General features: G+C 67.8%; 24 protein-coding genes and 4 pseudogenes. 13 read left to right on the forward strand and 15 right to left on the reverse strand.

Annotation, left to right across the window (positions count from 1 at the left end):
* Window position 1 precedes the first annotated feature (1 nt).
* Together NRF20_RS45715 and NRF20_RS45720 are read right to left on the reverse strand one after the other, a co-directional pair.
* Window positions 2–832 carry a transposase family protein gene (locus NRF20_RS45715; protein ID WP_413751748.1) on the reverse strand — a complete coding sequence of 277 codons (831 nt, stop codon included), beginning with the start codon at window positions 830–832 and terminating at the stop codon, window positions 2–4.
* Window positions 833–910: 78 nt separating this feature from the next.
* A complete protein-coding gene (locus NRF20_RS45720; protein ID WP_413751749.1) occupies window positions 911–1,390 on the reverse strand; it encodes a hypothetical protein in 480 nt (159 codons plus the stop codon).
* A 463-nt stretch (window positions 1,391–1,853) separates the two neighbouring features.
* Here NRF20_RS45720 and NRF20_RS45725 point away from each other — a divergent pair, with 463 nt between their 5' ends.
* On the forward strand, window positions 1,854–2,036 hold the full coding sequence (locus tag NRF20_RS45725; protein WP_398634463.1) for a DUF6480 family protein: 183 nt from the start codon (window positions 1,854–1,856) through the stop codon (window positions 2,034–2,036).
* Between the two features lie 308 nt (window positions 2,037–2,344).
* Entirely contained in the window at window positions 2,345–3,559 is a 1,215-nt protein-coding gene (locus tag NRF20_RS45730; protein WP_413754458.1) for an IS110 family transposase, read from the forward strand.
* Window positions 3,560–3,852: 293 nt separating this feature from the next.
* On the opposite strand, the gene NRF20_RS45735 is transcribed toward NRF20_RS45730, so the two are convergent.
* From NRF20_RS45735 to NRF20_RS45745, 3 genes and pseudogenes are all read right to left on the reverse strand, one after another.
* Window positions 3,853–4,074, reverse strand: a complete 222-nt coding sequence (locus NRF20_RS45735; RefSeq protein ID WP_398634462.1) for a hypothetical protein — start codon at window positions 4,072–4,074, stop codon at window positions 3,853–3,855.
* 20 nt (window positions 4,075–4,094) lie between these two features.
* A pseudogene (locus tag NRF20_RS45740) lies at window positions 4,095–4,790 on the reverse strand (IS110 family transposase); the annotation flags it as partial.
* A gap of 505 nt (window positions 4,791–5,295) precedes the next feature.
* Complete coding sequence (locus NRF20_RS45745) at window positions 5,296–5,757, reverse strand: cupin domain-containing protein (protein ID WP_398634479.1); 462 nt, start codon at window positions 5,755–5,757, stop codon at window positions 5,296–5,298.
* Between the two features lie 120 nt (window positions 5,758–5,877).
* On the opposite strand from NRF20_RS45745, the pseudogene NRF20_RS45750 reads away from it, so the two are divergent.
* Together NRF20_RS45750 and NRF20_RS45755 are read left to right on the forward strand one after the other, a co-directional pair.
* Window positions 5,878–6,376, forward strand: a pseudogene (locus NRF20_RS45750) (transcriptional regulator); the annotation flags it as partial.
* 143 nt (window positions 6,377–6,519) lie between these two features.
* Complete coding sequence (locus NRF20_RS45755; protein WP_398634461.1) at window positions 6,520–6,996, forward strand: flavin reductase family protein; 477 nt, start codon at window positions 6,520–6,522, stop codon at window positions 6,994–6,996.
* A 355-nt stretch (window positions 6,997–7,351) separates the two neighbouring features.
* Here the strand turns inward: NRF20_RS45755 and NRF20_RS45760 are convergent, their stop codons facing one another.
* Window positions 7,352–8,008, reverse strand: a complete 657-nt coding sequence (locus NRF20_RS45760) for a response regulator (protein WP_398634460.1) — start codon at window positions 8,006–8,008, stop codon at window positions 7,352–7,354.
* Window positions 8,005–8,967: a sensor histidine kinase gene (locus NRF20_RS45765; RefSeq protein WP_413754459.1), complete on the reverse strand. Its 963-nt coding sequence runs from the start codon at window positions 8,965–8,967 to the stop codon at window positions 8,005–8,007. The genes NRF20_RS45760 and NRF20_RS45765 overlap by 4 nt, the downstream gene beginning before the upstream one ends.
* Window positions 8,968–9,165: 198 nt before the next feature.
* On the opposite strand from NRF20_RS45765, the gene NRF20_RS45770 reads away from it, so the two are divergent.
* The gene (locus NRF20_RS45770; RefSeq protein ID WP_413754293.1) at window positions 9,166–9,660 is read left to right on the forward strand and encodes a hypothetical protein; all 495 of its coding nucleotides are present in this window, start codon (window positions 9,166–9,168) and stop codon (window positions 9,658–9,660) included.
* A gap of 78 nt (window positions 9,661–9,738) precedes the next feature.
* The gene (locus tag NRF20_RS45775) at window positions 9,739–10,569 is read left to right on the forward strand and encodes a transposase family protein (protein WP_413751748.1); all 831 of its coding nucleotides are present in this window, start codon (window positions 9,739–9,741) and stop codon (window positions 10,567–10,569) included.
* A 49-nt stretch (window positions 10,570–10,618) separates the two neighbouring features.
* Here the strand turns inward: NRF20_RS45775 and NRF20_RS45780 are convergent, their stop codons facing one another.
* The gene (locus NRF20_RS45780; RefSeq protein WP_413754460.1) at window positions 10,619–10,903 is read right to left on the reverse strand and encodes a hypothetical protein; all 285 of its coding nucleotides are present in this window, start codon (window positions 10,901–10,903) and stop codon (window positions 10,619–10,621) included.
* A gap of 74 nt (window positions 10,904–10,977) precedes the next feature.
* Between NRF20_RS45780 and NRF20_RS45785 the strand changes: the two genes are divergently transcribed.
* The 4 genes and pseudogenes from NRF20_RS45785 to NRF20_RS45800 all read left to right on the forward strand — a co-directional run bounded on the left by NRF20_RS45785 (window position 10,978) and on the right by NRF20_RS45800 (window position 13,907).
* Entirely contained in the window at window positions 10,978–12,240 is a 1,263-nt protein-coding gene (locus tag NRF20_RS45785) for an IS701 family transposase (RefSeq protein ID WP_413752125.1), read from the forward strand.
* A 242-nt stretch (window positions 12,241–12,482) separates the two neighbouring features.
* On the forward strand, window positions 12,483–13,193 hold the full coding sequence (locus tag NRF20_RS45790; protein ID WP_413754461.1) for a class I SAM-dependent methyltransferase: 711 nt from the start codon (window positions 12,483–12,485) through the stop codon (window positions 13,191–13,193).
* A 38-nt stretch (window positions 13,194–13,231) separates the two neighbouring features.
* Window positions 13,232–13,366, forward strand: a pseudogene (locus NRF20_RS45795) (IS5/IS1182 family transposase); the annotation flags it as partial.
* A 175-nt stretch (window positions 13,367–13,541) separates the two neighbouring features.
* Complete coding sequence (locus NRF20_RS45800) at window positions 13,542–13,907, forward strand: S1 RNA-binding domain-containing protein (RefSeq protein WP_413754700.1); 366 nt, start codon at window positions 13,542–13,544, stop codon at window positions 13,905–13,907.
* Window positions 13,908–13,914: 7 nt separating this feature from the next.
* On the opposite strand, the gene NRF20_RS45805 is transcribed toward NRF20_RS45800, so the two are convergent.
* The 5 genes from NRF20_RS45805 to NRF20_RS45825 form a co-directional block, all read right to left on the reverse strand.
* Entirely contained in the window at window positions 13,915–14,316 is a 402-nt protein-coding gene (locus NRF20_RS45805; protein WP_413754463.1) for a hypothetical protein, read from the reverse strand.
* 69 nt (window positions 14,317–14,385) lie between these two features.
* Window positions 14,386–14,877, reverse strand: coding sequence for a hypothetical protein (locus NRF20_RS45810; RefSeq protein ID WP_398634455.1), 492 nt, complete (start codon window positions 14,875–14,877; stop codon window positions 14,386–14,388).
* A gap of 210 nt (window positions 14,878–15,087) precedes the next feature.
* On the reverse strand, window positions 15,088–15,780 hold the full coding sequence (locus tag NRF20_RS45815) for an anti-sigma factor family protein (protein WP_413754464.1): 693 nt from the start codon (window positions 15,778–15,780) through the stop codon (window positions 15,088–15,090).
* Entirely contained in the window at window positions 15,777–16,286 is a 510-nt protein-coding gene (locus NRF20_RS45820; RefSeq protein WP_398634453.1) for a sigma-70 family RNA polymerase sigma factor, read from the reverse strand. The genes NRF20_RS45815 and NRF20_RS45820 overlap by 4 nt, the downstream gene beginning before the upstream one ends.
* 642 nt (window positions 16,287–16,928) lie before the next feature.
* Window positions 16,929–18,569 carry an IS4 family transposase gene (locus tag NRF20_RS45825; RefSeq protein ID WP_413754466.1) on the reverse strand — a complete coding sequence of 547 codons (1,641 nt, stop codon included), beginning with the start codon at window positions 18,567–18,569 and terminating at the stop codon, window positions 16,929–16,931.
* Window positions 18,570–18,632: 63 nt separating this feature from the next.
* On the opposite strand from NRF20_RS45825, the pseudogene NRF20_RS45830 reads away from it, so the two are divergent.
* Window positions 18,633–18,854 (forward strand): annotated as a pseudogene (locus NRF20_RS45830) (transposase); the annotation flags it as partial.
* 111 nt (window positions 18,855–18,965) lie between these two features.
* Here the strand turns inward: NRF20_RS45830 and NRF20_RS45835 are convergent.
* Entirely contained in the window at window positions 18,966–19,277 is a 312-nt protein-coding gene (locus NRF20_RS45835; RefSeq protein ID WP_413754467.1) for a hypothetical protein, read from the reverse strand.
* Window positions 19,278–19,374: 97 nt separating this feature from the next.
* Between NRF20_RS45835 and NRF20_RS45840 the strand changes: the two genes are divergently transcribed.
* Window positions 19,375–20,070, forward strand: a complete 696-nt coding sequence (locus NRF20_RS45840; protein ID WP_413754468.1) for a hypothetical protein — start codon at window positions 19,375–19,377, stop codon at window positions 20,068–20,070.
* A gap of 460 nt (window positions 20,071–20,530) precedes the next feature.
* Complete coding sequence (locus NRF20_RS45845) at window positions 20,531–21,790, forward strand: vanadium-dependent haloperoxidase (RefSeq protein WP_398635231.1); 1,260 nt, start codon at window positions 20,531–20,533, stop codon at window positions 21,788–21,790.
* Between the two features lie 547 nt (window positions 21,791–22,337).
* Here NRF20_RS45845 and NRF20_RS45850 read toward each other — a convergent pair.
* A protein-coding gene (locus NRF20_RS45850) for an IS3 family transposase (protein ID WP_413754353.1) occupies window positions 22,338–23,590 on the reverse strand; the annotation gives its coding sequence in 2 pieces (ribosomal slippage) (window positions 22,338–23,308 and window positions 23,308–23,590; 1,254 coding nt in all).
* Window positions 23,591–23,610: the final 20 nt, after the last annotated feature.

Raw genomic sequence — 23,610 nt, forward strand, 5'->3', positions numbered from 1 at the left:
GTCACCTCTGCACTTCGCTGTTCGCCAGGACGAGTAGGGCCCGCAGGAGGGTGGTCGCGTGGCGGGTGTTCATACGGACCTTGCTGAGGAATCGCCAGGTCTTCAGGTTTGCGAAGCCGTGCTCGACGGCGGCGCGTTCACGGCTGAGCAGGCGGTTGGCCTCCTTCTCGGCGTCGGTGAGCCGGTGGTTGCGGGTGGCCTTGCGGCCGGTGATGATCACCGGGTTGTCAGGGTCGTCGTCCAGGCCGACGAAGCCGAGGTCGGCCAGGGCCCCGAGTTTGGCCTCGCGGAGATGCTCGGTGAGCTTGCTGTGGCGGGCGGTGGTGATCTCGCTGGACCGCCCGGGCTTGGCCGCGGAGATCCAGATCAGGTTGCCCTTCTCGTCGGTGAGCGCAAGAAACAGCAGGCCATGGGACTTGTGTTTCCCGCTGTAGTTCTTGCGGTTCTCTGTCCCGGTGCGGCGGCGGGTGCGCACGAGAGTGCCGTCCAGCAGGACGACCACCCCGCCATCGTCGGCGATCTTCTTCAGGGCCCGGTCCAGGCGCGGGGCGCGGGCAGAGAGCAGGCCGATCACTTCGATCACCCATCGGCGCACGGTCGAGGCGGAGACGTCGTTGCCGCCGGCCATGTCCAGAAGGCGCTGGTCATGACGGAGAACGGCGAGCACGATGATCGCTTGGGTTCCCGGGGTGACCTTGCGCCAGCGGGTGCCCAGCCTCTTGCGCTGCTTGCGTATCAGGTCGGCGACGAGGTCGATGGTCGACTTCGACACCGGAAGGCGAACCTGGTAGACAGCATCCTGAGAGCCCTCGGCGGGCTGGTTGTTCTTCACAAAACACGCCAACTCCCGCCGGGGGCCCTCGCGTTGTGGCAGGAATCGGCCACTTTGCGGCCGGATGCCGGGCTGGTGTCAGCGCGGTCCGTAGCGGCCTGACGGGGTGCGGTGCAGCCAGCCCCGGTCCGCGAGCCGCCTCAGCTTGCCCCGCATCGCCTCGGTCTGCGCGGGCAGCACGCCCAGCCCCAGCTTCTCGCACACCTCTCGGGTCTTGACCGGCCCGTCGGACGCACCCGCGACCACCTGCACAATCCGCTGATAGTCGGCGGGCAGCACCTCTTCGCTCATCCCCTCGACGCGGTGCGGCACGAGCAGCATCCCGCCGGCTCCCGACGCTTGCGTCGCCGGCGGATCCGGCTCCACCGGATCGGGCTCCACCACCGGATCGTCCCGCCTGCCGCCGTCCGTCGCCTCGGCGTACTGGCCGAACACCACCTCCGCGGCCTCCAGCCGGGCCACCTCGACATCGATCTCGGCGAGCTCCTTACGCAGCCGCTCGGCGCGGTCGGCCAGCAGGACCCGCCGTTCCACCGTCCATGTCAGTACATCCACCATGAACTTCCCCTCCCCGGGCCGGATCTTCCTGCCGGACCCTACGAGGAGACAACCGCCCGTACGGCGACTTCCGCGAACGAGGCCCGTGGCAATCGATCACCTGCTACCGATCATGTTCCAGACCAGCCCGAGTACCCCGCCATCGACTCACGCCAGCCCCGTGACCTGCGAAATCAGGATGGAAATTGATCATTCCGATACCGGCGAGGTACCGACGCAGCACTCAGGTCTCGCGAGCCAGGCCGGCCTACCCCCCCCGCTCCGATGCTGAGACCGCAGACGACCAGTGGTAGCCCCGCGCCGCTTCCCGATGGCGTACTGATGGCTGCGCTCGCGCACTCCTGCCGCACTCAAAGACCAGGCCGACGCGGTGACCGCCGCTTCGGAGATCTGCTCCCGGCCGCTCGTGGAAGGAGGACGACAGTCCTGTGCGCAAGGGATGCGGCCGAGAGACAATAGATGTGTGGCTATAACACTGAATCCCCCAGGGGAGACACCACCTGCCGAGGGCTCCATCAGTGAAGCCCACCAGGAACGCGCGGACGGAGGCATTTGGGAACACCCCGCCGTATGGGCAGGACTTGTTTTGCTGGGATCGGTCATCTTTGCCGCATTCTTCATCGCGCGGATCTTCGGCTACGGATGACCATCCCCAGCGATGGCCGGTGACCTGGGCATCCGCCTGGCCTCCCCCGTTATCTTTTTCGCGGTCCTGCAATGGGGCCGTTGGCCTCCGGGCCCGGTATGACTGTGTCCCCTCTGTCGAAGCGATGACCTGGGGGGTGGTGTCGCCGGGTCCGTGGGGTGCCGTCGGAGACGCTGATGAGAGGTCCGGCCACCGCCTGGCCCGGTGCAATGCCGGGCAGCTCGCGGGCGGCAGGTCTGCATAACGTGGATGCGCGAGCACGGTGCCACCGCCGAGGCCGGCAAGGTCAACCACTTGGGAGGGGTGCGATGTTCGACACCGGCGATGTGGGCGTCTTCCTGGGCATGGACGTCGGCAAGAGTGCCCATCACGGCCACGGGCTGACCCCGGCCGGGAAGAAGGTCTTCGACAAGCCGATGCCCAACAGCGAACCGAAACTGAGGGCCGTCCTCGACAAGCTGACCGCGAAGTTCGGCACCGTGCTGGTGATCGTCGACCAGCCCGCATCGATCGGTGCTCTGCCCCTGACCGTCGCCCGGGACGCGGGCTGCCAGGTCGCCTACCTGCCCGGACTCGCGATGCGGCGGATCGCCGATCTGTATCCCGGCGAGGCGAAGACCGACGCGAAGGACGCGGCGGTGATCGCGGACGCCGCCCGGACGATGCCCCACACCCTGCGCTCGCTGGAGCTGACCGACGAGATCACCGCCGAGCTCACCGTCCTGACCGGCTTCGACCAGGACCTCGCCGCGGAAGCCACCCGCACCAGCAACCGGATACGCGGCCTGCTCACCCAGTTCCACCCCAGCCTCGAGCGCGTCCTGGGCCCACGACTGGACCACCGGGCCGTCACCTGGCTCCTCGAACGATACGGATCCCCGGCCGCCCTGAGGAAAGCCGGCCGCCGCAGACTCGTCGAACTCATCCGGCCCAAGGCCCCGCGGATGGCACAGTGGCTGATCGACGACATCTTCGACGCCCTCGACGAACAGACCGTCATCGTTCCCGGCACGGGCACCCTCGACATCGTGATCCCGTCCCTGGCCGCCTCGCTCGCAGCGGTCCACGACCAGCGCAGAGCGCTCGAAGCCCAGATCACCACCCTGTTGGAGGCCCACCCTCTTCACCCGGTCCTGACCTCGATGCCCGGAGTCGGAGTCAGGACCGCCGCCGTCCTGCTGGTCACGGTCGGCGACGGCACCGGGTTTCCCAGCGCAGCCCACCTCGCCTCCTACGCCGGCCTCGCCCCCACAACCAAGTCGTCCGGGACCTCGATCCAGGGCGAACACGCACCACGAGGAGGAAACCGGCAGCTCAAACGCGCGATGTTCCTCTCCGCCTTCGCCTGCATGAACGCAGACCCCGCCTCCCGCACCTACTACGACCGCCAGCGCGCCCGCGGCAAGACCCACACCCAAGCACTCCTCCGCCTCGCCCGCCAACGCATCAGCGTCCTGTTCGCCATGCTCCGCGACGGCACCTTCTACGAGTCCAAAGCCCCCACCGCCATCCTGGCCGCATAACCACCCCAAAAACCCGCACACCCGGCACCACGTCCTTGACGAAGGATATAGAGGCACCCCCCCGAGGACAGGCCGGTGGTTCCAGGTCGGGCTGGCTGCGGCCCAGGGCGCGTGGCGGCTTCTCATCAGGAATACCGGGCGAGAGTCCGACGCCTGTAACGTGCACCGGAATCCTGCCGGTCTGAACCTTCGCAGAGAGCCGGTCCCGGCAGCAGTTCGGGGGCGGGGCCCGTGCGGGTCCTGAGGGCCCGCACCGGCCCGATACGGAGCGGTTGCCCACGGGCGTGGCCGGGTCAGCCGACGGCGGGCGTGGTGCCGAGGAAGTCGGCCAGGGCCTCCAGCAGGCGGTCGACCGTCCTCGTCGTTACTGCAGGGGGCCAGGCCGATCCGCAGTCTGCCTTCGTCGCCGGGTCCGAGCCGGCGGGATGCTCCAGTGCGTAGAAGGGCCCGGCCGGGGCATCGACGCCCCGCTCCGCCAAGCCCCGCGAGGCGGCGGTGGTGCTGCGGCCGGCCAAGGTCAGCAGCGTGTGGACCTCTGGGCGGTCAGCTTCTCCCCGAGCAGGCTGGTGTGCTGCCGGTGGGCGGCCTGCACAGCTGTCTCGGCGAGCTGATCAGCCCTGCGGACCTTGCGGTTGCGGAGCCAGGTCTCCAGCCGTTTGCTGCCGATCCGGCGGAGGGCGGCCGGAGTCTGGTAGCCGGTCAGCAGAGTGAGGGGGCCGGTGTTGGTGAGGTCCAGCTCACGCTCCAGGCCGGGAAAGATGCCTGTGAGCTGACTGCGGAGGCGGTTGACTGTGCGGGTGCGGTCGGAGACCAGGTCCATGCGGCGGCCGGTCAGGATCTTGAGATCGGTTACGGTCTCGTCGATGGCGCGTAAGGGGTGCAGGTCGCGGCGGATGCGGACCTGGTCGGCTAGGACGGCGGCGTCCTCGGCGTCGGTCTTGCCTTCGCCGCGGTAGCTCTCGGAGGCGCGGTGGATGGCCCGGCCGGAGATGTAGTGCACCGACTGTTCATGGTTGAGGAGTATCGCGATGGTCAGGGCGGCTCCGCCGTCGGCCAGGTCGATTCCCCAGGTGACCTCGTCGCCCAGGGCCATGACGTCGGTGAGGAGTTCGAGCAGTACGGGTTCGTCGTTGGCGACGCGTCGCGACAGCAGCCGACGGTCGTCCTCGTCGATCGCGACGCAGTGATGGTGGGTCTTGCCTGCGTCGATGCCGGCCCAGAGTGCGGCCATGTGTTGCCTCCGTACGGTGTGCTGCTGATGCCTCCCGACGGACGACCTCGCTGTCAATTACCTACGGAGCGATCATTCGCAATTCCTCATTGGCAGCCGAGTCGTCGTGGGACGTCGGGCGGCCAACCGATGGAAGCCACAAGCGGCAGAAGTTTGAAAGCCACACCCGACGCCCCTGGGTGGGCCAACCATACGAAGGGCTCGCCCAGTCCCGTGGAAGAACGTAGGGAAGAATGACCGCCCAGGCCAGGACGGTCGAGCTGCCCCTGCGCGGAGATCTCATGCGGCGAACCAGCACTCGCCCCCAGCGCGGAGCCGTCGGGCCACCGTCTCGCCGGCTCGTTCTCGACGTGCTGACCTGCACGGTCATTCTTCGATGACACAAACCGTCGTCTGTCAATCTTCGGTGGCAATCGGTCGGGGTTCGATGGCACAGGACAGCGGGTCTCCTACGCGGTCGGAGCTTGATCATTGCCAACCGAGGTTGACCTCGCCGATTCGATCCCTACGACGTCGACCGGCTCGACTGTGTGTCTGTCTCTTTGAGCTGATACAGCCCGGGCACGGAGACCTTGATCGGCTCTTGGGTGGTCCGAGCGATCACGACGACTGCGGGCTCATTCGGGTCGGGGTTCTCCTCTCGGTGCGGGACGAGCGGGGGGACGAGGAAGAAATCGCCTGGGTTGGCGGCGAGCCGTACTTCCTGTGTGCCATCGTGGTAGACGAACACGGGGTGACCGCTGACCACGTAGATACCAGCCTCCGAATCGCCGTGATGGTGGTTGTCCGTCGAGCTCAGCGGCGGGTTCTCCACCAGGCCCATCCAGAGCTTCTTCGAGCCGACCGTGCCTCCGCTGATAGCGGCATAGCCGTCCAGTTCGCCAGATGCAACGTGGTGGACGCGGTTGTTGATCGGCGCGCGGTCATCAGAGTCCGGTGCGGGCCTGGCGCCTTCATGGGGAGTCATTGTGCAGCCTTTCGGATTCGATTGCCTTTGACCGGAACCAGACTGCAACTCCCGTACTGAAGCGGGCAATTACTCTTGCTGTTCCGGCAAAGTGCACGCTTCCGGCACATGGGAATCCGAGACCCGCTGATCGTGCTCACCGCGCAGGCGGCCGTGAAACTCGGACTCCCGGAGCGCCTGGAGGGCCACGAGCAGCGCCGCTCGCTGCGCCTGGAGGAGGACCACCCGGTCGTCAAGCAGATCGCGCGCGAAGTGGAAGCTGACGCAGCGTGGGTTCGACCCGTGGGCGCGCGTTTACCATCCGGCGCAGGCCAGGCAGCGTCAGTGCGTGCAGCTCGCCGTGCTGTCCTGGGACGTGCTCGATGCCCGGTCCTGGCCCGGCGTCACCGACATGGAACCGGCCGACATCGCCCGCGTCCTCGGTATCTACGCCCAGCGCGCCATCACCCCGCGGGGCCCGACGGCCACCACGGGGCTGGAGCTGATGACCGCGCTGCGCCCGCCGACCCGCGCCGTGCAGGACCGGGCCACCGGCCAGTGGGTTTCCGGCCACAACCCGGGCTCGCTGGGCACCGAGCGGACACTCGAATCGACAGGCAGCGCGTCGGCCGAGACGCCGACGCGCGGATCGCACGGTGCCAGGAGCAGACATGATCAGCGCGAAGGACCTTCAGCTCCACTCCCTGGACCAGGTTCACCATCTGATCGAATCCGGCCCCCGTCATCCTGGTCACCACCCGGCACCGCGGAATCCCGAACGTGATGACCAACGGGTTCAACATGATGGTGCGCCACGACCCGCCTCTGATCGCGTGCACCATCGGCCCCTGCAACCACAGCTACCAGGCCCTGGTTGAGACCGGCGAGTGCGTCATCTCGGTCCCGACGGCGGACCGAGCCGCTACCGTGGTCGACATCGACATCGACATCGACATCGACATCGGCAACTGCTCGGGCGCCGGCGTGGACAAGTTTGAGGAGTTCGACCTGACCGCCGTAGCCGGTGAGGAGGTCCAGGCACCGCTCGTGGCCGAATGCTTCGCCAACATCGAGTACAGGGTCGCCGACAGCAGCCTCGTGGCCCCCTCCAGCCTCTTCCTGCTGGAGGCCGTCAGGGCGTGGACCGACCCCTCGCAGCCGCAACCGCAACTGCTCCACCACCGCGGAGACGGAACCTTCACACAGGGGCAGACCGTAGACCTGAAGGACCGCATGACCAAGTGGCAGTACCTCCTGTAGGTGAGCGCAAACCGACACGCGGTACACAAGACACCATCGGTTGTTGACGAATAACAAGTAAAAAGGGGCGGAAGCCCTCAGTAGGCCCCATTCCTGTCCGGGATACAGGAGTCGACCGTGTCCCGAGCAGTGAAGCGCTCGCGCTACGGCGGCCCGGAGGTGCTCGAGGTCCCCCATGTGCCGTGACCGCAGGCAGGCCCGGGGGAAGTGCTGGTTCGGTTGGCCGTCGCCCCGGCCGAATCCCGGGGACGTCGACATCGGGAGGGAGGCTTCGCGGACGTCTGGCCAGCAGTCCATGTAGGAGTGGGACCGCGTCAGCCAAGGGGAAGCAAACGGTCTCCCCGCGGCGAACCGGTCAGTCGTGGCCGCTCAGCCCTGCATCGCGGGCCAGCAGGGCGGCCTGGACGCGGTTGCCGGCGCCGAGCGCACCGAGGATCCGGCTGACGTGTGCCTTGACGGTACTTTCGCGCATGCCCAGCGCCACCGCGATCTCCGCGTTGGAATCGCCCAGCGCGAGCCGTGCCAGGACGTCCTTCTCACGAGGTGTCAGACCCTCGACCCGGGTGCGGGCTTCCAGCACTTCGGGGCGGGCGGTGCGGTGGAAGCGGTCGATCAGACGACGGGCGGCAGCCGGATGCAGCATGCCCTGGCCGTCCGCCACCACATGGACTGCGCGGATGATCTCGCGGGGTTCGGTGTCCTTGAGCAGGAAGCCGTCCGCGCCGGCGGCGAGCGCATCGTAGACGTGCTCGTCCAGGTCGAAGGTGGTCAGGGTGATCACTCGCGGCGGGTCCGGGAGCGCGCGCAGCCGGCGGGTCGCGGCGATGCCGTCCATCCGCGGCATCCGCACATCGACCAGGGCAATGTCGACCCGGTGCCGGCTCGCCTGTTCGACGGCGGCAAGGCCGTCCGCCGCCTCGGCGACGACGGTCAGTTCCGGGTCGGTGGACAGCAGGTCGACGAGACCGAGCCGCACCAGGGCGTCGTCGTCGACCACCAGAATATTGATCACGAGGCGGACGCCGGCGGACGGACGGGTGAGGAGGTGGGCAGCCGGGCGGAGAGCCGCCAACCGCCCCCGCAGGTACCGGTGTGCAGGTGACCGCCCAGCGCCGCGACTCGCTCCGCCAGACCGATCAGGCCATAGCCACCGGGCATCGCGGGACCTCCGGATACCGTGAACTCCCCGACGTGACCGGCCGGTCCGTTGACGACTTCCACCGTGGTGGCCGACGGTCCGTAGTGCACGCTCACCGTCACGGGCGCGTCACGGGCATGCCTGCGGGCATTGGTCAGGGCCTCCCGTACGAGCCGGTGCACCGCCAGACGATGGCTGGTGGACGTGCTATCCACATCACCGGACACCACCGACTCGATCACCTGGCCGGCGGCCCGTGCCTCGGTGAGCAGCTCCGCCAGCTCCGGCAGGGCCGGCGCCGTGACAGCGGGCGCCCCGTCGGACCCGGCGGGCCGGTCGGAGCGCAGCGCCCCCAGCACCTCGCGCAGATCGTCCAACGCCTGTCCGGCCGTGCTGCGCAGCAGGGTCAACCGCTCCAGGACGGCCGGTGACATTCCCTCAGCACGTAGCTGAAGTACCCCGGCGTGCAGCATCAGCAGGCTCAGCCGGTGTGCGAGCACATCATGCATTTCGCGGGCGATCCGTGCCCGCTCAGCCAACCGTGCCTGTTCGGCACGGAGTTCACGCTCCACCTGCAGCTGTTCCACCTGGTCAGTCAGTGCACCCAGCAGTCTGCGCCGACTGCCCGCCCACATACCGAGGGCCAAGGCCAGAGCCACCAGCACGGCATTGCCGACACCCGCGCCGGTCCAGGTGTTCAGCCGTCCCCCGGACAAGGGGCGTCCCAGCGCCAACGCAACCGCCAGCCACGGCAACCCGGCGGCCAAAGCGATACCCAGGCACACCCACACCGCTCGCAACCTGCCGCGCGCGGCGAAGTGATAGAGCGTCACCAACAATGATCAATTTCCATCCTGATTTCGCAGGTCACGGGGCTGGCGTGAGTCGATGGCGGGGTACTCGGGCTGGTCTGGAACATGATCGGTAGCAGGTGATCGATTGCCACGGGCCTCGTTCGCGGAAGTCGCCGTACGGGCGGTTGTCTCCTCGTAGGGTCCGGCAGGAAGATCCGGCCCGGGGAGGGGAAGTTCATGGTGGATGTACTGACATGGACGGTGGAACGGCGGGTCCTGCTGGCCGACCGCGCCGAGCGGCTGCGTAAGGAGCTCGCCGAGATCGATGTCGAGGTGGCCCGGCTGGAGGCCGCGGAGGTGGTGTTCGGCCAGTACGCCGAGGCGACGGACGGCGGCAGGCGGGACGATCCGGTGGTGGAGCCCGATCCGGTGGAGCCGGATCCGGTGGAGCCGGATCCGCCGGCGACGCAAGCGTCGGGAGCCGGCGGGATGCTGCTCGTGCCGCACCGCGTCGAGGGGATGAGCGAAGAGGTGCTGCCCGCCGACTATCAGCGGATTGTGCAGGTGGTCGCGGGTGCGTCCGACGGGCCGGTCAAGACCCGAGAGGTGTGCGAGAAGCTGGGGCTGGGCGTGCTGCCCGCGCAGACCGAGGCGATGAGGGGCAAGCTGAGGCGGCTCGCGGACCGGGGCTGGCTGCACCGCACCCCGTCAGGCCGCTACGGACCGCGCTGACACCAGCCCGGCATCCGGCCGCAAAGTGGCCGATTCCTGCCACAACGCGAGGGCCCCCGGCGGGAGTTGGCGTGTTTTGTGAAGAACAACCAGCCCGCCGAGGGCTCTCAGGATGCTGTCTACCAGGTTCGCCTTCCGGTGTCGAAGTCGACCATCGACCTCGTCGCCGACCTGATACGCAAGCAGCGCAAGAGGCTGGGCACCCGCTGGCGCAAGGTCACCCCGGGAACCCAAGCGATCATCGTGCTCGCCGTTCTCCGTCATGACCAGCGCCTTCTGGACATGGCCGGCGGCAACGACGTCTCCGCCTCGACCGTGCGCCGATGGGTGATCGAAGTGATCGGCCTGCTCTCTGCCCGCGCCCCGCGCCTGGACCGGGCCCTGAAGAAGATCGCCGACGATGGCGGGGTGGTCGTCCTGCTGGACGGCACTCTCGTGCGCACCCGCCGCCGCACCGGGACAGAGAACCGCAAGAACTACAGCGGGAAACACAAGTCCCATGGCCTGCTGTTTCTTGCGCTCACCGACGAGAAGGGCAACCTGATCTGGATCTCCGCGGCCAAGCCCGGGCGGTCCAGCGAGATCACCACCGCCCGCCACAGCAAGCTCACCGAGCATCTCCGCGAGGCCAAACTCGGGGCCCTGGCCGACCTCGGCTTCGTCGGCCTGGACGACGACCCTGACAACCCGGTGATCATCACCGGCCGCAAGGCCACCCGCAACCACCGGCTCACCGACGCCGAGAAGGAGGCCAACCGCCTGCTCAGCCGTGAACGCGCCGCCGTCGAGCACGGCTTCGCAAACCTGAAGACCTGGCGATTCCTCAGCAAGGTCCGTATGAACACCCGCCACGCGACCACCCTCCTGCGGGCCCTACTCGTCCTGGCGAACAGCGAAGTGCAGAGGTGACAGACGATCTCCCTCTGCCGATCATGTCCTGGCCAGCACGAGTACCCCACTACAAGCTCACACCAGGCCCGTGACCAGCGAAATCAGGATGAAATTTCCTCAATGGGAACACGGATCCCAGGCCGACCGAGACCAGCGCCAGGGCCGCCACCGCCCGCGGAAACCTGTAGCGGGCGAGCACCACGAATGAGGCGGTCGCCGCCACCCACGGTGCCGGATCGGCCAGGGTGTCACCGGCCGACCGAAAGCCCTCCAGCGTGGACAGCAGGGCGAGCAGCACCGCCGACGGCACCTCCACCCACAACGGCACGTTGCGCCCCGGCTCGGATTTCACCTCGTCATCCTAGTAGGGCTTTGTTAGGTACCCCGATTGATCATCTCCAGATAGGTTGTGATGTTCTTTCAGGTGTGACACCCGAGGAGATGGATACGGTCCGCACACGCTTGGACGCGTTCGCGGCGGAGATGCTCGGTTCTCTGGCCCGGCGGGATCAGCGAGCCAAGGGCGAGCTGTACCTGCGCGGGCTGATGCTGGACGGCAAGCGCAAGTCGATGCAGCCGATGGCCGAGCGCCTGGGCGTGGACCACCAGCAGCTCCAGCAGTTCGTGGCCTCCTCGACCTGGGACTGGGCCAAGGTCCGTGAGCGGATGGCTCGTTGGGCTGCCGCTCACATCTCGCCGGAGGCGTACGCGATCGACGATGTGGGCTTTCCCAAGGACGGCTACGACTCACCGGGTGTGGCGCGGATGTACTGCGGCGCGCTGGGAAAGCGCGGCAACTGCCAGATCGGCGTCAGCGTCAATCTGGTCAGCGACCACGCTTCCTCGGCGGTCAACTGGCGCCTGTTCCTGCCCGAGAGCTGGGACGACACGAAGAACACCGGCGATGCGCTGCTGACCGGGGCAATCCAGCGCCGACGCGCCAAGGCGGCCATCCCCGACAGCGAGCGGCACAAGGAGAAGTGGCGCCTGGCCCTGGACATGCTCGACGAGGTCCGCGAGGGCTGGGAACTTCCTGACCTGCCGGTGGTCGCCGACGCCGGATACGGCGACGCGACCGGCTTCCGCGAGGGCCTGACCGAGCGCGACCTGACCTACGCCGTCGCGGTTAAGGGCACCACCACCGCCTACCCGGGCGACGCCGTCCCCGACCGTCCGCGCTACAGCGGCCAGGGCCGCCCGCCCGGACCGGCCTACCCCGTCCAGCACAGCACTCTGCGCCAACTCGCCCTGAACACAGGGCGATCGTCGGCACGAACCGTGACCTGGCGCCAGGGCAGCAAGACCACGAAGCACAACCCCCGCGCCGAGATGCGCTCGCGGTTCCTGGCGCTGCGGGTCCGACCCGCAAACCGAACGATCCGCCGAGCCGCCGACGGCTCCCTGCCCGAGTGCTGGCTGCTGGCCGAATGGCCGCCCGGCACCGCCGAGCCCACCGACTACTGGCTCTCCACCCTGCCTGCCGACACCCCGCTGCGCGAACTGGTCCGCATCGCCAAGATCCGCTGGCGCGTTGAACACGACTACCGCGAGCTCAAGGACGGTCTGGGCCTGGACCACTTCGAGGGCCGCAACTTCCCCGGCTGGCACCGCCACGTCACCCTCGCCTCCCTCGCCCAGGCGTTCTGCACCATGCTCAGGCTCGACCCAAAAGCGCCTGCGCCGGCCTGACCCTCTACGCGGTCCTCCGCGCGCTTCAGGCCCTCCTGGCCACCTGGACCGGCGCCTGCTCGATATGCGGCCAATCCGCACCGACACCAGAACCACACCACAGGACCTAACAAAGCCCTACTAGGGACACGCCTGCCTTATGGACCCCGGCGAACGGCGATCGGGACCCCCTGCTTTCGTCGGGGGTCTTCGTCATACATCGGAAGATTCCGATGCGCCCGCGGCTGCCTAGCGTCCATGCCATGGTCTTCTCCCCGACAGGTACCTCCCCCGCCCGGCGGACCCCGGCACGACGCCTCGCCGACCGCCGGCTGTTCTTCGCCGAGACGTTCCGGACCTTCCGTACGACCGGGGCGGTAACCCCAAGCGGCCGTCACCTCGCCGCGGCGCTCGCCGCGCCGCTGGCGCACCGCACCGGGCAGCCGCGCGCCGTACTGGAGGTCGGTGCCGGAACCGGCGCGGTCTCCCGAGCGCTGGCGGACCTGCTCGGCCCCGAGGACACCCTGGACCTTGTCGAGGCCAACCCCCGCTTCGCTCGCCTGCTCGCCGCGGACCTGCGCGCCGACCCCCGGCTGGCGGTCCACCGGGAACGCATCGCACTGATCGCAGGACCGGTGGCGGAGCTCGACCCCCAGGCGCGCTACGACGTGATCGTCTCCGGGCTGCCGTTCGCCAACTTCCACCCCCGCGAGGTATCCGATCTGCTCACGGGCTACCTGACCGCACTCAAGCCCGGCGGCCACCTGACGTACTTCGGCTACCGCGGCACTGCCCGCCTCCGCGCACTGCTGGGCACCTCCCGGAGCCTGGCCCGGCACAGCGGAGTCACCCACGTGCTCGACACCTTCCAGCAGACCTACGCCGCCGACTGCCGCACCGTATGGGGCAACCTCCCCCCGGCGCGCGTCTGGCACCTGCGCGCCCCCACAGGGACGCCTCATCCGCTCCCCTGAAGGACTCCGGTGCCTAACCGGGTGGGTGACAGTGGACGCAGATCCGTTGCCTCGGCGAGCAGGCCATGGCAGTCCTCAAGGGCTGGCGCCTGCTGCGGAAACTCCGCTGCAGCACCAACCGGATCACCGACATCGTGAAGGCCATTGTCGTCCCTCACCACGCGTCAACGTGAGATTGGAAAAGGGTCATCGTTCCGCACGGTCAGGAATAGAGAAGAACCGCGCGCCTGCCGCCACGGCCGCTGCCTGTGACTCTGTTGGCGAATTCAGACGTTGGGCCCGGTGCGAGCTGAGCCTCGCACCGGGCTCTCCTGTCCGGGTCGGTGCTCGTGCGAGGCTATGTGAGTGGTGACGGAGGCGGAGTGGGAGCGAGTTCAAGGTGAGCTGCGCTTCGGTCAGGTCTTCACGGGCACGGTCGTCCGGGTGCCCAAGCCCGGGGCGATCGGTGTCTTCGTGGACATTGGCCTCAGTGTCGAAGGGTTCGTCGACGTCGTGCTTCTGCCTCGTGGGCGAATCGAGGACTGGCCTGTCGAGGGGACTGTGACCGACTTCGAGGTCTGGTGGGTGCACAGTGATCACCCGCAGGTACGGCTGAAGCCGTCTGATCCGCAGTACCTGTGTGAGGACTTCGCCGATTTTGTTGCCCGGTACAGGCCCACTTGGCCAGCCGAAATCGGCAAAGCTGTAAGGGGCCCGAGGCCATCAACTCCGTAGGAGCTCCTCAGGCTTCGCTCTGCTGAAGAGCCGCAAAGCGTGCAAGCCCAAGGTGTACGAGCCGGTGGCCGAAGCCATTGCGGTGAGCATTCCCGAGCGCCGCTACGAAATGCCGGCCGACATCCTCACCGAGACCGTGCTGACCGAAGCGGAAGGTGAATCGGACCGCGATGCCGCGCTCCGCGTGGCGTTCCAGCGCGGGCAAACCCTGGGCAGCGCCGAACGTGAACAGGTACGTCCTGGGAGGCTCGGCGCCGAGTGGGGGCTCCGTTTCCCCCGCCAGGGATGCGGTCGTCCGCGGCGCACTTCCGCCGGCGTCGGCGCCGACAACGCGTACAGCAACCGCAAGAGCCGGGCCTGTCTGCGACGTCGCGGCATCCAGCACGTGATCACGGAGAAGATCGACCACAAGGCCGCCCGCATGCGCCGGGGTTCAACGGCGGACGGCCTCTCACCAGTCGCGCACCAAGACCGACGATCAAGCCTTCGGCGTCTTGATCTCGGTTCCCTGGGGGGTGAGGGCGTACCAGACACCCTTCAGTGCCTGGCCCTTGGTGTCACCGGCTGCTTGGTCGCCCGCGAAGAGGTAGACCGGGTGATTCTTTATGGTGAGCTGCTTGGTGCCGTCCTTGCGCGTGACCGAGCCGAGCAGGCTGGGGTCGATGCCCTTGACGTTGGTGGTGGCCGGGACCGCCGGCCACTTGGCGGCACAGTCCGCGTAGCAGTTCGACACCGCAGGACTTGTGGTGTCCTTGTCGAACGCGTACAGGGTACGGCCCGCCTCGTTGACGATGATGGTGCCCAGCGTCGGCGACGACGACGTGCTCACCGCCCCTGCAGCGGCATCCGGCGAAGCCGGTGCGGATGCCTCGGTGGTTGTGCTGCCGCCGCCGGAGGAGCATGCGGTTGCCAGGGCAGCGACGGCGAGCATGATGGCCGCGGCAGATACGACGCGGGTGTGAATCTTCATCGGGGTAACCCTTTCAATAGGAAGTAGGAATTGCGGTGAGGTGGCTTGAGCGCGGCGCCGCGCCCGGTTGCCCCGAGTCGTACGTGCTGGGGCAACTGCTCTGCAGGGCAACGACGTCAGGTCAGTGGCGTGTCGCCCCGCGTCAGGGCAGGGGGGACCACCCCGTGGGCCCGGCAGTGGAGCGGTCCACGGGATGGTGGTCGAGGCAGGTCAGAGTGGTCGGGTCGTGGCGACCAGGCGTCCCGCATGGTCCATCACGGAGATGGATCGGATGTCGGGAAGGTGCAGGGCACTCGCCCCCGTGACGGCGGCGCTGCCGTTGGGGGTGATCGCCCAGGTGGCCGCCTGCTCCTTGCGGCCGTCCATCGAGGAGACCTGGAGGATGAAGGGTCCTGGCGCTCCTGCGGGCAGGTCGGCCAGGGTGACGCTCACCGCAGTGCCCCAGGGCTTGGCCGTGAGTGTGGCACGGCCGGACACGGAGTACCCGGCGGCTGAGGTGAATGCCGTGGCCGGGCCGGTCGAGTGCCGGAACGGCAGCATCGACCCCAGTCCGAGCCCGGCAACCACGATCAGGGCCGCAGCCAATGCCAGCCACTGCCGACGAGCCCGCCGCCTGCGTGCGACATGGGCGGCGCGGACCTGCTCCAGCAGGTGGTCGAGCCCGGCCGACGAAGCCGGGGGCGCCGCGTCGGTGTCGGCCTCGCGCGTGGCCTGGGGACGGGGCGCGGACATGCCCGGGGCACGGCGGAGCAGTCCCGCGAGCGGGGCCGAGTGTGCGAGCTCGTCACGGCATTCCTGGCACGTGGGCAGGTGGGACTCCAGGACGCGGCGGTCGGTCTCGCTGAGACCGCCCAGCACATACGCGCCGATCAGCATGCGCACGTCATCGTGGTCGGTGCTCACCGTAGAACTCCCATTTCTTCAAAGGCTGCGCGCAGGTTGCGTACGGCGTAGTAGGCGCGGGACTTGACCGTTCCCTCCGGGATCGTGAGCCGTGACGCGGACTCGGCGACGGTCAGCCCCTCGAAGTACAGCGCCTGGATCACGTCACGATGCTCGCTGGACAAGCGTTCCAACGCTGCGGTAATCACGTGCCCCTCCAGCGCCGCCTCCACATCATCGGCAGAAGGTACAGCCGCGAGTGCCTCGTTGTCGTAGAGCGGTTCTGGACGCCGCTGCTCTGCGCGCCAGCCGTCGGTGAGCACGTTGCGGGCGATCGTAAAGAGATAGGAACGGATGGTGACGTGGCGTGGCTCGATCTTGTCGATGCTGCGCCACGCGCGCAGCAGCGTCTCCTGCACGACGTCCTCCGCCTGCTCAGGACTGCGCACGTACCTGCGCACGAAGGAGAGCAGCACATCGTGGTGCTCGGTGTACAACGCAGTCATCAACTGCTCGTCCGGCGTCACGCTCGATGTCCTCGTCTCGCAGGCTGGGGTCGCTTGAAGCATCGCCGGGCCCGGGCTGCAGGCGGTGGACAGTCCGCGCCCCGGGGAGGCGTGGAACCAGATCCGATCCATCCGACTCACTTCCATACATGACCGCACCGTCCGCGCCGTCTTCGAGGACGGCTGCGACATGCGGTTTCTTATGTCCTGAGGCACTGATCGTGTGCCCTTGCGGCTACGTATACGACGAGCTGGGGGTTCAAGTTCACCCGCAGGCAGCGGACGAACTCAGGTTCTCGCCGTCCTTTTGAGCGAAGGCCCGTCGGCGCTCTTTGTAGCAGGGGTGTGCACGGGTGTGCTGACACGGGGCCGGCGTTGAGACCACGGACGCGCTGGACGGCATCCTCGTCCCCGCAGCCTTGACGGACGCCGGACGATCCAACCCTGTGCTGCTGGATCCGGCAATCTGGCAGGTTGTGGCCGGTCGGCGCATAGTGACGGGCCCAGGATTCGAACGCGATCGGCGGGCTGCTCCCTCGTTGTCACCGCGGAACGGGCCGAGGTTTCCCCTGGATGCGGAGGGAGTCGACAGCCGGTCAGGTGGTTCTCGTGAAAGGAACTGTGACCATGGCTGCTCCCAACAAGTATCCCAATGCCGCGTAGTTAAGGCGATTCCGCAGGTGTCAACACCGGTTGGTTGGCTTGTTGATGGAGGCCGGGCGTGGTCCATTCGCGGGCCAGGACGTAGACACCGCGGGCAGTTCGTTGAAGGACGCCCTCGTTGACCCAGCGACCGAGTTCGGCACGCAGTCCTCGGGCATCGTCCAAGCCGATGCCCCGTGCGATCTCGCAGGCGCGCCAGGAATGCTCCGGGGCAGCGCGCATGAGCTGGAGTGTTCGGTCCCGCCGCCCCTCGGGGGCGCGTTCGGATGCATGGTGCACAGCGGCCTCGATGGCGGTGATGCGGACCGCGGGGTGGCCGCGTGTTTCATCCCGAGGGGTCGCGTAGCGGGAGATCGGGCATTTGACCCTGCGTGGTGCGATGCGCGGACGGCGTCTGGGCAGCAGGTTCTCCAGCACGGTGCGGCCGATGACGCCGATGAGTGCGGGCCGTGCCGGGTCGGGCAGTACACCTTGGGCGGTGATGACCTGTTCCCGGGCTGCTTCGAGGGCAACGGTGAAGGAGGCGCGGTCGGGATCGATCCCTGGCACGGACTCCGCAGCCTCGACCATGGTGCGACGAAGGATCTGATAGGCCGCCAGTTGAGCCCAGATTTCCTGCTGGACGCCGCGGGGGTCGTGCGAGCGCAGGACGAGACCGTCGAGGAGTGTGTGGCGCAGGGAGTAGAAAGCCGATTCGATCTCCCATCGTTCATGGTAGAGCGCGACGAGCTCGTCGGCCGGGTGGTGGCGGTGGTCCAGCAGGGTCGTCGCCAGGCGGTAGTTTCCGGTGATTCGGATACCGTCATCGGTCGTGACGGTGACCTGGGCGTCGATGATGCGCAGGCGTACTCCGCGGATTCGTGTCAGGTAGGAGCCGTCGGGCAGGACGGCCCATATGGCTGGAGTGCGGGTGCCTTTGAGACGCACTAGCAACTGGGCCCTGGTGCTGGCGCATTTGGCCAGGAAGTCGTCGGAATCAAAACCCCGGTCATTGAGTAGCAGCATGGTGTCGTCCAGTAACGGCAGCAGCTGCTCGGCGTAGACGGATTCCGCAGGCACCACGGGACCGAAGGCGGCACCGAGCAGAGCGCGGGTGCCGGTCTCGCAAAGGGCCACGAGTTTCAGCATGGGGTAGCCCTCCTGACCGTAACGGTGCTTGATCTTGCCGAGCCAGCCGCAGACGCGGGGCCGGTCGGGGGCCTTGGCGGAACTGCAGCCGTCGAAGGCGACCGTCCGCCAGCGTCGGTAACGCACCCCGGGAGTCTCTGGCCGGGCCACCGGGCCGGCCAGAATGTTGAAGAGCAGCTCCAGTGGGGCCGGCCCCAGTCGGCGGCGCATGTCCCGCAGGGCCTTCTCCGACGGTCTGCATGGGCATACCTGCTGCAGTCCGGCCGTGAGTTTGTCCCATACCCGCATGTACCCAAGGCGCGGGAACAGAGCCATGGCCAGCACGAAGTAGATGCCGACCCGTGAGGGCAGCATCCGCAGCCTCGTCTGCGTGGTCCCGGTCCGCTCCAGGACGTCGTCGACAAGCTCGAAGGGGACCTGCTGGGTCAACTCCCCGAGGTGTCCGGGGGCATAGAGGCCCTCGGCAACGATGACCGTGCGGGTGAGCTGAGTGGTGGCAGACTGGTCGGACAACGGGACCCCTTCGAGCAGGAAGACCTTGGTCGGCTTCCTCGCTCTACCAGGGGTCCCGTCCTCGTGATCAACACTTGCCCGAATCCCACGGATCCGCTTGACAGACCCGTCATCAGGCTAACTACGCGGCATTGCAAGTATCCGCTGGAGTTGCGTGAGCGTGCGGTGCGGATGTATAGCACCATCGAGCCAAAGCTCCAGATCAAGCGTCTGGCGCTCGAGTTGGGCGCGCATCCCGATGCCCTGCCCGACTGGATCCGCCAGGCCGAGGCCGATGCCGGCGAGCGCGACGACCGGCTTATGGCTGGTACTCGGCGCTCTGCCCGCGAGCGGGGTAAATCCGACCCGATCGACGCTGAGTCCGTCGCCCGGGTCGCCCTGCGGGAGCCTGACCTGTCATGAACTGGTGCAGGCACTGGCGGTCGATGCCCGGCCGCTCGCCATTGGCTGCATCGATTTGCGCCGTCCGCCCAGCAGCAGACCGCGCAGGTAACTCACGCCCTTGCCCTGCTGGTCCGAGCGCCGCAGGGGAGCGAACACCTCCGCCGCGAACGCCTCCAGCTCATCGCGTGAACGGCCCAGCTCGTCCGGAGCCATACGGACAAAGAACCGCCGGAACACGACCGTGACCAGCCCCCGGCGTGACCGCCTGCGCCGCGAACGGCGGGCGGCGAGCACCAGCCGACCGCCTGCGCCGCTCTGCGCCACCCAACAAAGCATTACTGGTCGACCTGCGGACTGAACCGGGTGCCGCAGGTGGTCGTACACATGACCGCAAGCCTCCCAACACTCAGGAGAACAAGTCATGAGGAAGAAGAAGCTCGGTTGGACCCTCGGCGCGGGTGCGGCCATGATCCTCGGCCTGGGCGCCGCGGTCTCCGGGCTGTCCAGCGCGAACGCCTCGAGCCCGGACACGTCCGCCGACACCAAAACGCACCCGGTCAAGGTGGAGGTCTTCGCGCCCAAGCGCGGGGACAACGCGGGCGTGGAGGGCAAGGGCTGGTTCGTGGACCTGAAGCTCTCCTTCCGGGACAAGACCCTGGCCCAGACCGGCTTCAACGGGCTCCAGCTCACCGGCCCGGCCGCGCACAACAACATCGCCCCCTTCCCCGGCACGTTCTCCACTGGCCAGGACGACAAGATCCCTGGACTGGTCGTGCTGGACTCCACCACCAACAGCACCCTCCCCGGCTTCTCCGGGCCCGGCACCAACCTGGCCAACCTGTTCAACCTCTCCGGTGTCACCAACCGCACCCCGCACAAGACCGAACTGTGGGACACCTGGATCGTCGGCGCCCCCATCGCGGGGCAGAATGTCGACACAACCCTGACCGTGGCCGTCGTCGACGACCTCAACCACGACGGCATCTACAACGACGCACCTGGCGTCGTGAAGGACCTCAACGGTGATGGGAAGATCGACGCCAAGGACCTGGGTCTGATGGGAGTCGCCTCCAACATCGTCACCGTCCCCTTCCACATCAACGCCGACCCCGCCTGATCCCCGCCAGATCAGGAGGGCGCCGCCGCTGGGCAGGTGAACGCCTGCGCGTGCGCCGCAGTGCGTGCCGGTGCTGATGAGACGGAGCGACGACGATGCCGTCTCGCCCGTCTTCGTCTGCTGCTCCGTACGTGGTCCCCTGCGGACACCCGTCACTCGGCTGCAGACACGCCTGGGCACTTCCCTCTGCTCGCCGGCTCCCCGGATACATCATTGCCGGCGCACGCCCGGCCACGCCGAAGGCCGCCCCTGCCCGCAGTGGCATCCCTAGCCGCGGGCAGGGCGTCCGGGCCGACGTGCCACCGTGCTCCGCAGGTTCCCGGGCCAAGGCCCCACGGCTTCGTCCGGGAACCTGCTGCGGCCAGTACAAGGTCCTCAATTCTCTATGTTTCGTCGCACATGACTGCCAGACGGACGGGCCGACACCCGGTCCCCCACCCCACCATGAGGAGCTACTCCCATGAACTCCCCGAAGACCCGTGTGGCCCTGGCGGCCTCCACGGCACTGCTGGTCGCCTCCGGCGCAGCGTCGAGCGTCGCCGCCCCTGCGCCTGGGCACGGTCGCACCTCCGTGGCGCTCTCCTGGTACGACACCACAGCTGACACGATCGCGACGGCTGGCTCATCACTCCCTCCGGTGACCAACAGCCGTACTTGGGCAATCAGTTGGATCGCGGCGGCGCGGGCCCTGCAACATGTGCCGTCTGGGGTCGACCGTAGGGACTACCAGGACGCGGCGCTGGCCGCCGCGGTGCACCGCGCCCTGGTCGAGCTGGTGCCGACCCGTGCCCCGGAGCTGGATGCCGCCCTGCAGCAGACCGTGGATCAGATCCCCGACGGCCCGGCCGAGACCTTGGGCGCCGCAGCCGGCGAACGCCAGGCGCTGGAGGTCCTGCACGACCGCGAGGGAGACGGCCTCGATGCGGCCTCGGTGAACGCCCCCTTCACCGTGCCGCCGGCCGCGCCAGGCGTCTGGCAACCCACCCCGCCCGCGTTCGCCCCCGCCATCCAGAACGGCAGCCGGTTCGCCCGGCCCTTCCTGCTGAAAAGCGCCAGCCAGTTCCGACTGCCCGCGCCTCCCGCTCCGACGTCCAAGCGGTACCAGACCGACCTGAAGGAGGTTCGAGACTTCGGCGAGCTGAACAGCACCGCGCGCACCGCGCGGCAGACCGACACGGCCAACTTCTGGTTCGACTCCTCGCCGGCCCTGTGGACCAAACCGATTCGCGTCGCGCTCGCCGCCACCTCCCACCAGCCGCTGCGCAAGCAGGCCGAACTCGTCGCCCTGGCCAACACCACGCTGGTGGACACCCAGATCGCCACCTCCGACAGCAAGTACACCTACCCGCTGTGGCGCCCCGTCACCGCGATCCGAACCGGCGTCGGCGAGATCCCTGCCGACCCGTCATGGACCCCACTGCACACCACCCCGGCGCACCCGGACTACCCCAGCGGCCACAACACCTACGCAGGCGCGACGGAAACCGTTCTCACCGCCCTTGTAGGACCGCGCACGGCCCCGTTCACCCTGACCAGCGCCACCGCACCAGGCGTCGTCCGCACCTACACCGCATGGCACCAGCTCACGCTGGAGAACATGGATGCGCGGGTCTGGCTGGGCATCCACACCCGACTCGCGGACGAGGCCGGGGTCAAACTGGGTACCGATGTCGCCAGGTACGGCCTGAACCACGCCCAGTCGCTGTTCCAGGAGCACTGAATCGGCCAGGCGAACACCGCCTCGACTGGTGCGCAAGCCCCTGCTCCGCTGCCAGTCGCCCGCGGACCCCGCCCGGCCAGAGGCTGGGCGGGGTCCACCGTGAACCGCTCCTGACCGGCCGCCCTGGGCGACTTCATCACTCCGCATCTTCCCGAACCGCCCGGGGCACGGGTGCTGGGCTGCATTCTGCAGCTCGCCGAGTTGCAGGAGAACGCCTGCTTCTGGTGGCAGTACGCCGCCGGCGCAGGTGACCCTGCCTCCTCGTGTTGCCTCTACTTTTACCACCTGGCCCTCGGAGAGCAGGGCGAAGCGCGCTGGTGGCACCAGCAGACCGAACTCGTCCAGGCCCCCCCGCCAGGGACGCCGTCGGCGATGCACCCGTCAAGCCGCGGATGACGTTCCCGCCGTCGTCACCGCCGCACTCACGGAAGTCACGTCCACCAGCGCGAACCTGCTGCCTACCGCCCTGCGCATTCTTGGCGCACTCAAAACAGAACCCACACCCAGGCCCGCCGCTGTCTGAACCGCCCCGGGTTCGATAGAGATCTCAGATTGTGGTTGTGACCTGGGGTTTCGTGAGTTCCGTGTAGTAGTTGGTTTCGTACTCGACGGGTGGGATGTGCCCTATCTCTCCGTGGAGCCGGCGATGGTTGTACCAGTCGGCCCACTCGGCGGTGGCGAGCTCGACCTGGGAGAGTGTCTTCCAGGGCCGCTGGGGTTTGATCAACTCGGTTTTGTACAGGCCGATCGCGCTCTCCATCAGGGCATTGTCGTAGGCATCGCCGACCGAGCCGATGGAGGCGGCAATGTCGGCGGCGTCCAGATGCTCGGCGAGCCTGAAACTCGTGTACTGCGACCCGGCGTCCGAGTGATGGATCAACTCACCTGGCTGTATGGGGTGTTGGTCGCGGTCACGTTGCCAGATGGCCATCTCCAGGGCGTCCAGGACGAAGACGGTCTCCTTCACGGTGGCGGCCGACCAGCCGACGATCCGGCGGGAGAAGGTATCCAAGACGAACGCGACATAGACGACGCCGGACCAGGTCTTGATGTGGGTGAAGTCCGCCACCCAGCACCGGTTCGGGGCCTGGGCGACGAAGTCACGGTCGAGGCGGTCCGGGGCCCGGTCGACCTGCCCGCCGGGGAGCGTGGTGATCACGCGTTTGCCGCGGATCGCGCCCTGGATGCCGAGTTCGCGCATGAGACGCTCGACGGTGCAGCGGGCTGCGGTATGCCCCTGCCGGTTCAGCTCGCGCCAGATCTTCCGGGCCCCGTAGACACGGTAGTTGGCGGTGTGGATCTGGCTGATCAGCTCCTTGAGCTCCGCGTCCCGCACTGAACGTGTTGACGGAGCGGCCTGTCGTTTCTTGTTGGCGTAGTAGGTTGAAGGGGCGATCTTGCAGTCGTGCTCGGTGAGCGTCCTGCAGATCGGCTCGACGCCGCCGAAGCGGTCCCGGTGCTCGTCGATGAACGCTACGAGCGTGTGTGTGGCCGGTCGAGCTCGGCCGCAAAGAAACTCGCCGCGGCCTTCAGGATCTCATTCGCCCGCTTGAGTTCGGCATTCTCCTTCTTCAACGCCTTGAGCTGAGCGGACTCCTCCGTCGTCGTCCCCGGCCGCGTGCCTGCGTCGATCTCGTGCTGCTTCAGCCAGTTCCGCAGTGTTTCGCGGGACCCGATACCGAGCTTCTCGGTCACCGCCTGCAGAGCGGCCGTCTCGTTCGGGTAGTCGTCGCGCACCTCGGCGACCATGCGCACCGCGCGGCGGCGGAGCTCAAGCGGGTAACGGGAAGGTCGTGCCATGACTCGATCCTTTCATGAAA

The sequence above is a fragment of the Streptomyces sp. R-74717 genome (assembly GCF_047305335.1).
GTDB classification, from domain to species: Bacteria; Actinomycetota; Actinomycetes; order Streptomycetales; family Streptomycetaceae; genus Streptomyces; species Streptomyces atratus.

Coding starts and splice junctions, on each gene's coding strand:
- NRF20_RS45720 (WP_413751749.1), bottom strand. CDS start 1,390: ATGGTGGATGTACTGACATGGACGGTGGAACGGCGGGTCCTGCTGGCC.
- NRF20_RS45730 (WP_413754458.1), top strand. CDS start 2,345: ATGTTCGACACCGGCGATGTGGGCGTCTTCCTGGGCATGGACGTCGGC.
- NRF20_RS45745 (WP_398634479.1), bottom strand. CDS start 5,757: ATGACTCCCCATGAAGGCGCCAGGCCCGCACCGGACTCTGATGACCGC.
- NRF20_RS45755 (WP_398634461.1), top strand. CDS start 6,520: ATGACCAACGGGTTCAACATGATGGTGCGCCACGACCCGCCTCTGATC.
- NRF20_RS45770 (WP_413754293.1), top strand. CDS start 9,166: ATGGTGGATGTACTGACATGGACGGTGGAACGGCGGGTCCTGCTGGCC.
- NRF20_RS45790 (WP_413754461.1), top strand. CDS start 12,483: ATGGTCTTCTCCCCGACAGGTACCTCCCCCGCCCGGCGGACCCCGGCA.
- NRF20_RS45810 (WP_398634455.1), bottom strand. CDS start 14,877: ATGAAGATTCACACCCGCGTCGTATCTGCCGCGGCCATCATGCTCGCC.
- NRF20_RS45840 (WP_413754468.1), top strand. CDS start 19,375: ATGAGGAAGAAGAAGCTCGGTTGGACCCTCGGCGCGGGTGCGGCCATG.
- NRF20_RS45845 (WP_398635231.1), top strand. CDS start 20,531: ATGAACTCCCCGAAGACCCGTGTGGCCCTGGCGGCCTCCACGGCACTG.